The following is a 13,019-nucleotide window of genomic DNA, read 5'->3' on the forward strand; positions in this document are numbered from 1 at the left end:
GAGACGACTTTGCGCTCAGTTACTCAGCAGCGCCTGGGCTTCGGCGAGCAGTTTCTGTCCGTCATGCCCCTTCGCAGTCACCTCCTTGACCCACTCGGCAGTCACCGACTCGGAGGCTTTCTGCCACTTCTTCACTTCCTCTGCAGGCACCATGTAGAACGTGTTCTTGTGGTCGACACCGGACTGGCGCCCCGTGAGCGTCGCATCGTCCCAGACCTTGCCGGCCCACGCCGACACTTCAGCGCCGCTGTTCGCGTCGATGACCTTCTTCAGCTCCGGCGGCAGGCTGTCGTATTTGGCCGGGTTCATCGCCAGCACGAAAGCCGAGGTCGACAGCAGCGGCATGCTCGGGTCGGTCTCGGTGTGGTATTTCACGACGTCCTGCACCTTCATCGCCGGCACCACTTCCCACGGGATCATCGCTCCGTCGATGACCCCCTTGGCGAGGCTCTCGGTGACCAGCGGCACCGGCATCGGCACGGGCGTCGCGCCCAGCGCAGTGAGCATCCGCGTCGCCAGGCGCGTCGGCGCCCGCACTTTCAGGCCGCGCAGGTCGTCCATCGTCTTGACCTGCTTCTTCGAGGTATGCAACGCCATGCCAGAGATCACGTGGAAAACGAGCGGCCGCACCCCCTTGTATTCGTCGGTCGCATTTTTGGTCGCGTAGGTCCACAACGCCCGGCTCGATTTCTCGCCGGAGATGCCCATGAACGGCAGCTCGAACGCTTCCGTCACGAGGAAGCGACCCGCCTGGTAGCCGGGCAAGGCCCAGACGATGTCGGCGATGCCGTCCTTGGCCTGGTCGAAGAGCTGCGGCGGCGTGCCGCCCATCTGCATCGCCGGGTAGATCTGGCATTTCAGCCGGCCCGCGGATTCCGCGCTGATCTTCGCGCACCACGGTTCGAGAAATTTCAGCTGCGTGTTCGACGACGGCGGCAGGAAGTGATGTACACGCAGCGTGACGACATCGTCTGCCGCCTGGACCGGGGCTGCGCCGAGCGTCATCAGCACGGAAGCGCAAAGCGGAGTGAGCAGGTTGCGGGTTTTCATCGTTTTTTCCTTTGAACAGATCGAATGAACCGGCTCCGGCTAGCCGCCGAAAGTCCGTACCAGGTACAGAGTGATGACCGGGAAGAACATCAACAACATGATGCGCGCGAGGTCGGAGGCGAGGAACGGCATCACCCCCTTGAAGGTGTCGCTGAGCGGGACGTCCTTGGCGAGACGGTTGATGATGTAGATGTTCATCCCGACCGGCGGATGCACGAGGCCGATCTCGACGACCATCAGCACGAGGATGCCGAACCAGATCGACTTGTCCGCCTGGCTCAGGTCCCAGAACTCCAGGCCCATCACCACCGGATAGAAGATCGGGATGGTCAGCAGGATCATCGCCAGCGCATCCATGACGCAGCCGAGGAAGACGTAGATCAGCAGGATCGCGGTCAGTACCAGCAGCGGCGACAGCCCGCTGTCCTTGACCCAGTTCGCGAGCTCGGCCGGCATCTGCGTGAGCGCGAGGCCCGTGTTGAGCATGTCCGCGCCGAGCAGCACGAGAAAGATCATCGCCGTCGCTTCGGCTGCGCCGAGGATGCTGTCCTTGACGCCTTCGAGGCGCATCCCGCCCGAGACGACCGCGAGGATGCCGCACGCGGCCGCACCGACCGACGCCGCCTCGGTCGGGTTCGCCCAGCCACCGTAGATGCCGACGATCACGACCAGGAAGATCAGCGCGACCGGCATCACGCTCACCACCGAACGCAGCTTCTCGGCGAGCGGCACGTGCGGTCCGGCAGGGCCGGCTTCCGGCTTGAGCGTGACGATGATGCGGATCACGAGCATGTAGCCGAGCATCGCGATGAGGCCCGGCAGCACCGCCGCCATGAACAGCTTGCCGATCGATTCCTGCGTCAGCACGGCGTAGATCACGAGCGGCACCGACGGCGGGATCAGGATGCCGAGCGTGCCGCCGGCCGCCAGCGCGCCCGTCGATAGCGAGCCGGAATACTTGTAGCGCTTGAGTTCCGGCAACGCGACCTGGCCCATCGTGGCTGCCGTCGCCAGCGACGAGCCGCAGATCGCGCCAAAGCCGGCACAGGCACCCGTCGAAGCCATCGCAACACCGCCGCGCCAGTGGCCGACCAGGGAACTGACACAGCGGAACAGCGCTCGCGACAGCCCCCCGTGCGTCGCGAACTGCCCCATCAGCAAGAACATCGGGATGACGGCGAGGTCGTAGTTCGAGAGCCGCGCATACGCGAGATTCTTCAGCATGTTGAGGAAAGGCGACCAGTCGCCGCCGGTCATCGTCAGGAAGCCGCCGGCCCCTACCGTGAACATCGTGATGCCGATATGCACGCGCAGCACGAGCATCACGAGCAGGAGGCCGAACATCGTGACGCCGATTTCGATGCCGCTCATTTCGCTTCTCCCAGGGCATGACGGAAGCGCCGCCCGGCAATGTACAGGCCGGTGAGCGCGAACAGGATGAAACTCGGCACGATCAGCGCGATCGCGATCCATCCAGGCCATCCCAGCATCAGCGATGCCTCGCCCGACTCGAACGACGACACGGCGCCGACTGCCGTGCGCCACGAAATCAGCAGCGCGACGGCACACATCAAGAGTGCAGCGAGGCCATCGAGGAAGGCGCGCAGGCGCTCCGGCATCCAGGTCGTGAAGAAATCGACTTTCACGTGTCCGTCAGTCATCTGGCAGTACGCGAAGAACGTCGCCGCGGCCACGGCCGCGCCCATCTGCAGGAGCTCGAAATCACCGGGAACCGGCATCGAAAACAGCTTGCGCCCGACGATCGAAACCAGCGACATCGCGATCAGCACGATGAACAGGCCTCCGCCCGCGAGCGCGAGGGCGCGGCTCGCCGTATGCAGCCGCATCCCCCACGGTCCGTGCGGCAGCGCTTCGGGATGGGCGACGTGTTCGACGGAACCGGGCTCGAGCTGGATTCCATCCTCGTCTGCGGGCACCTTGGACCGAACAGGAAACTCTTCGACGCTGCGCGGCGTAGTCGTCGCATCGTAGCTCGCAATGCTTGCATGCATGTTCTGTCTCCTCTTATATGGACTGCATGAACAGGCAGTCACACAGGAACGGGTATTTTCCCGGTTGATCCCGGCCCGCGCCGCCAAACTCGTGGCCGTGGCGGGCACCGGACGCGAGTGCGAAACGATCTCCGATCGCTCGCACTGGACGGCCGGCGTCAGTGCTCCTGTTGCCGTTCGTACGCTGAAAGCGTCTGCCGGGCGATGATGAGTTGCTGGACTTCGGTCGCGCCTTCGTAGATGCGCAGCGACCGGATCTCGCGGTACAGGCGCTCGACGGGGTGATCGCTGACGACTCCGCAGCCGCCCCACATCTGCACCGCGGCATCGATGACTTGTTGCGCGGTCTCGGTGGAAGTCATCTTCGCCATCGCGGCGGCGCCCGTGATGGTCTGCCCCTGGTCGCGCAGCCACGCAGCGCGGTAGGTCAGCAGCGCCGAGGTGTCGACGGCAGTGGCCATCTGCGCGAGCTTCGCCTGCGTGATCTGGAAATCGGCGAGCTTCTGGCCGAACATGTCGCGCGTCGTCGCGCGCTTGAGCGCTTCGTCGAGCGCGCGCCGCGCAAAACCCAGCGCCGCGGCAGCAACCGACGTGCGGAAGATGTCGAGCGTCTGCATCGCGACCTTGAAGCCCTGGCCGGGCACGCCGAGGAGGCAGGACTTCGGCACGCGGCACTCGCGAAAGCGCAGGCGGGCGAGCGGATGCGGTGCGATGACGTCGATGCGTTCGGCGATCTCGAGCCCGGGTCGGTCGGCGTCGACGATGAAAGCCGAAAGCCCGCGGGAGCCGGCCGCTTCCCCAGTGCGGGCGAAGACGACGTAAAAATCGGCAATGCCGCCGTTCGAGATCCACGTCTTCTCGCCGTCGATCACGTACTCGTCGCCGTCCTGGCGCGCGCTGCATGCCATCGCGGCGACGTCCGAGCCCGAGCCCGGTTCCGACAGCGCGAAGGCGGCGATCGCCCGGCCCGACGCGACGCGCGGCAGGTAATCGCGTTTCTGCGCGTCCGTTCCATGCAGCGTGATCGCGCCGGAACCGAGCCCCTGCATGCCGAATGCGAAGTCGGCGAGCCCGGAGTGACGTCCCAGCGTCTCGCGCAGCAGGCACACCGCACGAGTGTCGATGACATCGTGGCAACCTCCGTACGCGGTGCCGCCGACGACGTAGCGCAGCCAGCCGGCAGCGCCGAACTTTGCCACCAGTTCGCGGCATGCGGTGTCGAGATCGCTGCCATGATGTTCGGTCACATTCGCCGACGCCCAGGCCTCGAGTTCGATCTGCAGTTGACGGTGGGGCTCGTCGAAGAACGGCCACTCGAGATAGGTCTGATCACTCATCTACTTCTCCTCCTGCAAACGGGAAGGTGAGCCGATGTCACCTCCTCCTCTGGTTCATTGTCCTGGTCCGCGCTGCCCGCAGCCGTGGTCTTCAGCCGGATCGGGGCGGCGATTCCCGCACCGCCCGTGCTCCGCGCAACCTCACATCACTTCGCCGCCGGACACCGAGATCGCCTGGCCGGTGATCGCTTCAGCTCCCGGCAGGCAAAGCCACAGCACGGCGTTCGCGACTTCGTCGGGACGGACCAGACGACCCTGCGGGTTGTGCTTCGCCAGCTCCCCTTGTGCTTCGGCTTCGCTGCGGCCGGTCTTGGCACGGATATTCGTGATCGCCTCGCGCACGATGTCGGTGTCGGTGTAACCGGGACAGACCGCATTCACCGTGATGTTCTTCTGCGCCAGTTCGAGCGCCAGCGCGCGCGTCATGCCGATGACGCCGTGCTTGGCGGCGCAATAGGCCGAAACGTAGGGATAGCCTTTCTGCCCGGCGGTGCTCGCGACATTGACGATGCGGCCCCAGCCGGCGGCGAGCATCCCGGACAGCACGGCCTTCGTCCCGAGATAGGTGCCGGTGAGGTTGACATCGAGCATCCGCTGCCACAACGCGAGATCGGTCTTGACGAACGGCGCGCTCGACGCCTGACCGGCGTTGTTGACCAGAATCGAGACCGGCCCGAACCGGCGTGCGGCAGCATCGAAAGCGGCTGCGACGGAGGCCGGATCGGCGACGTCGACAGCTTCGCAATGCATGTCGCAATGCACGCCGATGAGTGCGCGCAACGCGTCCGCCCGCTCTTCGAGCGGTTCGCGCCTGCGTCCCATCAGCGTGACGCAGGCGCCCTGTTCGGCCAGGCGCTGTGCGATCGCGGCACCGATGCCGCGGCCGCCTCCGGTGACCACTGCGTGCTTGCCGGAAAGTTCGCGCACCGTACTCATTTCATCATCTCCTTCCTTGACCGGAACCCGCCGCCATCTGCCTGGGGCTCCGCTTGCTGCCCCACGAGCCGCGCATCCCGTAAAGGTGTGGCTGCCTCTAAATCGATGAATGAATGGTCACTCATTCATGTCGGCACGTCAAGCCATATTCCACATTGAAAGGACAATTCTTCCGGTCCCCGGCTGGTGTCGATGAAGCTCGTCTCTTTCGGAGGCGATAAGGACGGAGGCGGTGTCAATGCGGACCTGGAGCGCCTTGGCGCGCTCCTGGTTGACTACAGGCAGTCCCGCGTTGGCGCGGCAGACCTTGACGGTCGCCGCGCCAGTTGCCCGGTCAGGGCAGCTGATATTCCAGATTCACCCGCTTGGACGGCGTGAACTTCTGTCGCGAGAAGAATTTCTCCAGCGCGAAATCGTCCCAGTTCACCAACGTGTAGACTTTCTTCACGCCCGCCGCCTTCATGTTCATCATGAACTGGTCGAGCATTTCACTCGCGATGCCGTGGTTCTGGAACTCGGGATGAACGCCGATGGTGTCGATCGTCGCCGACGTTTCCGGGACTCCGAATTCGCCGAAATAAACGTCACCCATGACGAAGCCCACGATCCTGCCGTCGACTTCGCAGACGATCGACGAGTTGATGTTGTGAGCCGAATTGAGGATCGTCTCGAACTTGCGTTCGTAGTAATCGTGACGGGAGCGCTTCGCACCGATTTCGTCGATTGCGACGATTGCGCCGAGATCATCCTTCTTCAGTACGCGCATTACACGGTTCTTTTCGGGCATTTCCCCTTCTCCTCGATAAATGCAGCGTCGGCCGGGATGCCGGCGCTGCTTCAGCCCGGACTTCAGGCCGCTTTCGCCTGCTTCTGCATCAGCGTGTAGCCAAAGAGCGCTGCGCCCAGCGCGCCGGCGATCTGGCTGTCGACCTTGGTGTCGACCGCCTTGATGCCGAGGATGCGCTCGATGCGCTTGACGACACCCGGGTTCTTCGCAATGCCGCCGGTGATGAAGAAGCCTTCCTCGACGCCGATGCGCTCGAGCAGGCTCACGACGCGCTCGGCCATCGCCTGGCAGTAGGCCGCGATCACCATGTTCTTGGTGTAGCCGGCTTTCAGCAGGCCCAGCGCTTCGGACTTGGCGAACACGACGCAGATCGACGACACGGCTTCGGGCTCGACTTCGACGTCGAACGAACGCGGACCGAGGTCGGCGATGGGGATCTGCATCAGGTCGGAGATGACTTCCATGCCGCGCCCGGTACCGGCCGCGCACTTGTCGTTCATCAGGAAGTTCGTGACCTTGCCCTTCTCGTCGCAGTGGATCGCCTTGCAGTCCTGGCCGCCCATGTCGAGAATCGTGCGCACGGCGTTGCCGCCCATGTAGTTCGCGCCGCGGGCGTGGCACGCGATCTCGGTGATCGCCTTGTGGGCGAACGGCACGTTCACCCGGCCATAGCCGGTGCCGACGACGTAGTTGATGTCCTCGAGCTTCATGCCGATCTTGTCCATGATGCCCTGCAGCGCGTTGCGCGCCGAGTCCGGCGAGTTGTTGCCGGTGCGCATGCTGTTGTAGCCGTAGAGCTCGCCGTCACAGACCAGCACCGCCTGCGAGGACACCGAGCCGACGTCGATGCCGCAGGTGATGATCTTCGCGTCGCGCCAGTCCTTGTTCTCGTCCCAGACGGTGTTTTCCTGCCAGCGCCAGAATTCCTTCTTCTCGGGTGCGGTGGCCGCAGCAGCAGCAACTTCTGCATTCATTTGATTGCTCCTATTATCCGTATCTGTTCGCGTGTCGGTTCAGTGCACTCGTTCGGCCGCAATCAGCGCGCAACCGAGCGCGCTGACGAATTCGGGCAGCTCGGGCAGCAGCACTTCATCGACGTCCATCGCGTTCTTGAGCGATTGCACGAAGCCCGGGTTGTGCGCCATACCGCCGATCAGCACGACGTTGCCTTCGATACCGACGCGACGCACCATCGCGCACACCCGGCTCGCCACCGCGTCGAGCACCGCCTTGGCGATGTCTTCCTTGGGCGTCGAGGAGTGGATCAGCGACACCACTTCGGACTCGGCGAACACCGTGCATTGCGCGTTCATCGGGATCGACTTGTCCGACTTCAGGCTCGCTTCGCCGAATTCCTGCAGCGTGAGCTGCAGCGCGCGGCTCATCGCCTCGGCGAACGATCCGGCCCCGGCAGCGCACTTCTCGTTGCCGGCGAAGTCGATCGCCTTGCCGTCCGAGTCGGTCTTGATGCCGCGGCCTTCCTCGGCACCGACGTCGACCACGGTGCGCGCCTGCGGGTACATGTACACCGCGCCGCGCGCCCCGGCCGTCATCTCGGTGACGCCTTCGGTGGCGAACTCGACCTGTTTGCGCCCGGCACCGGTCGCGAACACCGACTTCACCTGGTCACGCGACACGCCGGCTGCGGCCAGCGCTTGGGTGAAAGCCGCCTCGGCGGCCTGGTCGGCGTCGATGTCGCCCGGCATCATCAGGTGCGTCTTCTTGATCGCCAGCTGCGGCTTGCCTTCCACATCGATCTCTTCGAGCAGCACCACCTTCACGCTGCGCGAGCCCATGTCGATTCCTGCAGTAATCATTCTCGTGTCCTCGTTCGAATTCTATTCTGATATGCCCGCGAATCGGACGCATCGACGCGGCGCCCGCCGTACGCAAGGTAGGGCGGGCGCCATCGGGAGCGGAACGGCGCGCAGGCGGCGCGAAAAAATCAGGCGGCGAGACGGCGCAGGCCGAGCTGCTCCATGAATGCATCGACGCGGGCCTGGGTGCGCACTTCGTCGAACTCGCGCTCGTCGCCCATGTTTCCTTCGTACGTCATGATCGGGATGCCCGCCTTCGCGATGGCCTGCCGGTTCTCCATGATGCCGACCGACAGACCTTCGCAGCCGCGGTTCAGGTGCATCATGCAACCGTCGACATTCCAGTCGCGCGCGATGTTGAGCATCATCTCGGACTTCACCGACGGATCGAAGAACTGCTGCCACAGCGGCTTCGACAGGTTCCAGTCGGCATACAGACGCAGCGCCGTATCGCGATCGTTCATCTCGATGCCCTTTTCCCACGGCAGCGTGCGCGCACCCCACGAACCGTCTTCCTTGTACTCCCACGTGCCTTCGAGGCCGAAGGTGTAGAGCGAGCCGATCGACACCGCACCGTAGGTCTCGAGGTAGCGGAAGATCTTCAGGAAAGGCCACGGCGGTTGCGTGTCCGACATCAGCCGGCAGCGCTCGTTGGGCACTGCCGCTATGCCGCGCGCGACGCGGTCCTTCACTTCCTCGTACAGCTCGTCGTAGAAGTCGGCACACCACTGCGAGGACTTGTGCAGGATCGCCAGCACGTACAGCGAGTACATCGTCTTTTCATCCAGCGGCGCGGGCACCGCTTTCTGCAGCTCGCAGATCTGCGCCCAGCGCGCGGTCGAGCGCATCTCGTTCTTGATCGCGCGGATCAGGAGCTCGTCATCGCACTTGCGTCCGGTCGCCTTCTCGACGAACTCGATCGAGTCGTGCAGCTGGCTCGTCACGTAGTCGAGGCTGTCGGACGTCAGGTCCTTGTACGCGCCGACCGACACGTCGACGTAGAAGTCCGGGATCTTCTTCGTGCGCGAGACGTGCTGATACCACTTTGCATGCGAGCAGCAGATCTGCGTCTGGAAAATGAAGTCCGACGTCGGCCACTTGCCGCCGTAGAAGTACTCGTCCAGATGCATGCTGCCCCAGTAGATGCGCATGTAGGAGCACATGTCGCGCGCGAAGCCGTACGATTCGGCCGCGTCGAGGCAGCGCTGCGTGAATTTGCGGTCGAGCGACACGCCAGCCGAATACGGCTCGCCGGTCAGCGGATAGACGTCGTCGCCGAGCGAGGTCGGGATCGCGTCGAACGACCAGCCGGCCGCCGACCAGCGGATGCCGCCGTTGTCCTTCGCGCGCGCGAAGTTCTGGTAGTACTGCTCGCGCAGCTGCTTGGCCTTGCCCCACAGCTTGAGCGGTTCGGTCGGGTACAGGTTCGTCATGGTTGGTCTCCTTGAGGGCTCAGAACAGCTCTTCTTCGCTCAGCGTCTCGAGCATCGCTTCGATGCGGATACGGAACGGGCCGATCGGGTTCGTGATGTCGAATTCCAGGAACAGCGTCGGGACGCCATTCGCTTCGAGGTGACGCTTCAGGTCCGGATAATCGCCCTCGTGGGGGTCGCAGAACTTCTGCTGCAGGAAGATCGCGCCCTGGACGTTGTATTCCTTAGCCAGATTGAGCACGTGGTCGTAGCGCGTGTGGACCGGATAATCCTTCGTCGGGCATGCCGGGCGGTCGCAGTAGCGCTCTGCGATCGCGCGGATGACGTCGTCGCCGGGTTTCGAGGCGTTCCAGAAGTAACGGGTACCCGAGCACTGGTCGTCGATGACGATCGTCGCGCCGACCGATTCGACCATCGCCATGAACGCGACGTCGTCGTTTTCCGAACCGATGGTCATGAAGCGGGCACCGGTCTTGCGCTCGACCTTGCGCGACGGCAGCGCCGCCAGCACTTTCTTCAGCTGTTCGTTGTGCTCACGCTTATCGATGAACTGAGCGGTGATCGACGCGTACAGCGCTTCGACGCCCGTCACCTTCGGATCCGCTTCCTTGCGGTAGTCGAACAGCTGGCGCAGCAGGCGGCGGTTCTCGTCGCACACGGCGAGCGCGTCGCGCAGCATGTCGTCGGTGATTTCCTTGCCGGTCAGCGTCTGCAGGAACACGCGGAAGCGCTGCACTTCGGCGACATGCGCCTTGCGAGCATGCGGCGACTGCACATCGTTCGGCATCGCGACGTAGTAGTCCCACTTCACCGTCGGGACATTCTGACGCCACGAACTGTAGGTCTGGCGGTACTGGATGCACGACTGCGTCAGCGTCACGCCTTCGGCGTAGTCGTAGCGGCCGAGCAGCCCCTGCGCGAGCGAATCGCGACAGAACGGGCAGAACATGCCGAAGATGTGCGGCTCGGTCACGTTTTGCGGTTCATGGGCACCGAGCACGCGCACCGGCAGCATCCCGAAGGCAATCAGCAGTTCCTCCGGCGAATAGGTACACATCGTCGCCACCACCTGCCCGCCCGTACGCGCCTTCCATGCCCGCGCGTAGTCGTGACGCTTCTCGTACCACTCCTTGAACTGGTCAAACAATCCGTCGTTCATGAACCTGCCTCCTTAAGAATGTTCCGCTGCGCGGCGGATCCGGCCATCTGAAAAACTATCGAGCGATACAAATCCCATCCGCCCTGGGGGTTTTCACTTGTTTGATGCCAATCAAACGACTGAATGAACACTCACTCTACTCCCGGTTTATCGGGAATGCAAGCGTTCAGGGGAAATCGAATCTGCCGCCAAACAGGGGCGGCTCGGGAGTGTCGTCGGATGGGCGGAATGCCGCAGTCGTGGCTCAGCCAATCACGGCCGCATGACGAACCACAGCGGCGTCGCTTGACCCCGAGCTCGTTTCGGCTTCACTGCGGGCGTTGTGGGTGAACGGAAAAAGCGGCCGAAAAGGCCGCTTTTTCTCGTGTTTTGGCGGAAGCGGTGAGATTCGAACTCACGAACGGTTGCCCGTTGCCGGTTTTCAAGTTTGCCGTAATTTAGCTTTCTGCAGCTTTACCTAAATTTCTCAAGCTGTACTTACCTTTATAATTCAAGCAATTAAAGCAGTGGCCAGCTTAACGTAGTTTGCTGTACCTTTCTCTAGCGTGCTTACATAGCGCTTACAATGCGCCTAGCCAGGGAGAGTGAATATGACAAAGCTGACGAAAACCTATATCGACAGGCTCGCATTGCCGGAAGGCAAGGACGGCGAGTTCCACTGGGACACCGAGGTCAAGGGCTTCGGGCTACGAGTCAGCCCTACCGGGAAGGTCAGCTACCTTATGCAGGGCCGCGTCCATGGACGGTCAGCCCGCATCACAATCGGACCACATGGGGTCTTCACTGTGGATCAGGCGCGGGAGGTTGCGCGCGAGCACTTGCGCAGCATGCGGATGGGCATCGACCCGCGCGAGGTCGCCAAACAGAAGAAGGCAACTGCAGAGGCCGAAGCGGTGGCGGGCGTCACGCTGCAGGAGGTATGCGACGCATATGTGAGCCGACCGGGCAAGCTGAAGGCCAGCACGCAGATCGAGATTAAACGGCACGTCGCCACGACCTTTGTCGCGTGGAAGGACAAGCCCATTGCTGCGATCACCGAGGACGACTGCCGGAAGCGTTACCGGGAGATGCTCACGAAGGGACTGCGCGGCGACCGCGACGGCGGTTCGCCGGGGCAAGCAAACCAAGGGTTCTCCGTCCTCCGCGCCCTCATCAACTATGCCGCTCGTCAATATAAGAAGGCGGACGGCTCGCCGCTCATCCTGCGCAACCCCGCCTCGGCGCTGAAAGACGATTGGGTCGCCCTCCCGGAGCGCAAGACCCGCATCCCCGAATCGAAGATCGGGGCGGTATGGAACGCGCTGCAGCAGTGGCGCAAGGTCGCCTACACGCGCGACACCGAATCCAGCATCGACCTCGTTACCTTCCTCCTGCTCACCGGGGCTCGCATTGGCGAAGCGGCAGCACTGGAATGGGAGCGCGTGAATCTTGACGAGGGCTGGTGGCACCTGCCCGACCCGAAGAACCGGAACCCTGTGTGGTTACCGCTATCCACTCAGGCCGCCGAACTGCTCAAGACCCGGCGTCGCATCAAGGACAATCCTTTTGTATTCACGTCGTGGGGGGAGTGTAAGCATATCTCCGACCCGCGCGACACGATGAAGAAGCTGTCCGCCGTCGCTGGGACCAAGATCACGCCCCACGACCTGCGGCGCACTTTCACCACATTTGGCATCGCACAGTGCAGCGTCGAACTTCACAAGATCGAGCTACTGACGAACCATGTGCCCAAGGGGGTCACTGCCCGGCACTACCTTGAGACGTCGCACCTGCAGTACCTGAAGCCGGAAGTCCAGCGCATCGCTGATTGGATTGAGGAACAGGGACGGATCGCGAAGGGTGACAACGTCATTGCAATGGCTGCTAGGCAGGGCGACGCAGGTAGCTGAAAACACTGCGTTTTTAATTTTAGTGCAGCCTGCATAAAGCTATGTTAATGTAGCACCACCTAAGCCTGTCCCGCGCAATGCGGGCCAGCACAGCGCCGCACTGGGGCACGCCCGCGAGGCAAATTCCAGAGCCATGAGCCGGTGGAGCAAGGGTGAAAGCCCCCCATGACCCGGACACCCCCGAATCCGTCTGGGGCAGGTGACCACACAAAACTCGACGGCAAGCATAGCCTTGCTGACGCATCCCTACACCGATCGCAGCAAGGCAAGTCGGAGACTTGTCACCATGGCTGCTCACACCCCCGCTATCACCCTCCTCACCAACGACGAAACCGCCGCTCTGATCGGCATCAGCCCCGAAACGCTCCCCGTCTGGCGCGTCAAAGGCAAAGGGCCGGCTTTTCGCAAAATCGGCCGCTTGGTCCGCTACTCCGAAGCGGAGGTTCTCGCTTGGCTGGACAGCAATTCCCACACCAGCACTAGCCAATACCCGACGCGCCTGAACCCGTCGCGTCTAGTGGCAGCTTGAACCTCCGCCAAACACCGAAAACGACGCGGAGCGCTCGGATTCGCACCTATTTCGCAGGGACCGGGCTTGC

At 63.1% G+C, this 13,019-nt stretch carries 12 protein-coding genes; 2 read left to right on the forward strand and 10 right to left on the reverse strand.

The features are described 5' to 3' along the window. Window positions 1-15: 15 nt before the first annotated feature. The 10 genes from EBN1_RS01905 to bzdN form a co-directional block, all read right to left on the reverse strand. Window positions 16-1,050, reverse strand: coding sequence for a TRAP transporter substrate-binding protein (locus EBN1_RS01905; protein ID WP_011236228.1), 1,035 nt, complete (start codon window positions 1,048-1,050; stop codon window positions 16-18). 39 nt (window positions 1,051-1,089) lie between these two features. Beyond that, window positions 1,090-2,421 (reverse strand): TRAP transporter large permease, encoded by a 1,332-nt coding sequence (locus EBN1_RS01910; RefSeq protein ID WP_011236229.1) that lies wholly within the window; start codon window positions 2,419-2,421, stop codon window positions 1,090-1,092. Then, window positions 2,418-3,062 (reverse strand): TRAP transporter small permease subunit, encoded by a 645-nt coding sequence (locus tag EBN1_RS01915; RefSeq protein ID WP_011236230.1) that lies wholly within the window; start codon window positions 3,060-3,062, stop codon window positions 2,418-2,420. The genes EBN1_RS01910 and EBN1_RS01915 overlap by 4 nt, the downstream gene beginning before the upstream one ends. A gap of 158 nt (window positions 3,063-3,220) precedes the next feature. Continuing rightward, entirely contained in the window at window positions 3,221-4,399 is a 1,179-nt protein-coding gene (locus tag EBN1_RS01920) for an acyl-CoA dehydrogenase family protein (protein ID WP_011236231.1), read from the reverse strand. A 141-nt stretch (window positions 4,400-4,540) separates the two neighbouring features. Continuing rightward, window positions 4,541-5,335, reverse strand: a complete 795-nt coding sequence (locus EBN1_RS01925) for an SDR family NAD(P)-dependent oxidoreductase (RefSeq protein ID WP_011236232.1) — start codon at window positions 5,333-5,335, stop codon at window positions 4,541-4,543. 334 nt (window positions 5,336-5,669) lie between these two features. Beyond that, the gene (locus EBN1_RS01930) at window positions 5,670-6,122 is read right to left on the reverse strand and encodes a GNAT family N-acetyltransferase (RefSeq protein WP_011236234.1); all 453 of its coding nucleotides are present in this window, start codon (window positions 6,120-6,122) and stop codon (window positions 5,670-5,672) included. 62 nt (window positions 6,123-6,184) lie between these two features. Next, window positions 6,185-7,096, reverse strand: coding sequence for a benzoyl-CoA reductase, bzd-type, subunit Q (bzdQ, locus tag EBN1_RS01935; RefSeq protein ID WP_011236235.1), 912 nt, complete (start codon window positions 7,094-7,096; stop codon window positions 6,185-6,187). Between the two features lie 39 nt (window positions 7,097-7,135). Next, on the reverse strand, window positions 7,136-7,939 hold the full coding sequence (locus tag EBN1_RS01940; RefSeq protein ID WP_011236236.1) for an acyl-CoA dehydratase activase: 804 nt from the start codon (window positions 7,937-7,939) through the stop codon (window positions 7,136-7,138). A 128-nt stretch (window positions 7,940-8,067) separates the two neighbouring features. Further along, window positions 8,068-9,372, reverse strand: a complete 1,305-nt coding sequence (gene bzdO / locus EBN1_RS01945) for a benzoyl-CoA reductase, bzd-type, subunit O (RefSeq protein WP_011236237.1) — start codon at window positions 9,370-9,372, stop codon at window positions 8,068-8,070. A 19-nt stretch (window positions 9,373-9,391) separates the two neighbouring features. Continuing rightward, window positions 9,392-10,531, reverse strand: a complete 1,140-nt coding sequence (gene bzdN / locus EBN1_RS01950; RefSeq protein ID WP_011236238.1) for a benzoyl-CoA reductase, bzd-type, subunit N — start codon at window positions 10,529-10,531, stop codon at window positions 9,392-9,394. A gap of 590 nt (window positions 10,532-11,121) precedes the next feature. Between bzdN and EBN1_RS01955 the strand changes: the two genes are divergently transcribed. Then, complete coding sequence (locus tag EBN1_RS01955) at window positions 11,122-12,420, forward strand: tyrosine-type recombinase/integrase (protein ID WP_011236241.1); 1,299 nt, start codon at window positions 11,122-11,124, stop codon at window positions 12,418-12,420. A gap of 286 nt (window positions 12,421-12,706) precedes the next feature. Beyond that, window positions 12,707-12,949, forward strand: coding sequence for a helix-turn-helix transcriptional regulator (locus EBN1_RS01960; protein WP_041645526.1), 243 nt, complete (start codon window positions 12,707-12,709; stop codon window positions 12,947-12,949). Window positions 12,950-13,019: the final 70 nt, after the last annotated feature.

Source organism: Aromatoleum aromaticum EbN1, assembly GCF_000025965.1.
GTDB lineage: Bacteria > Pseudomonadota > Gammaproteobacteria > Burkholderiales > Rhodocyclaceae > Aromatoleum > Aromatoleum aromaticum.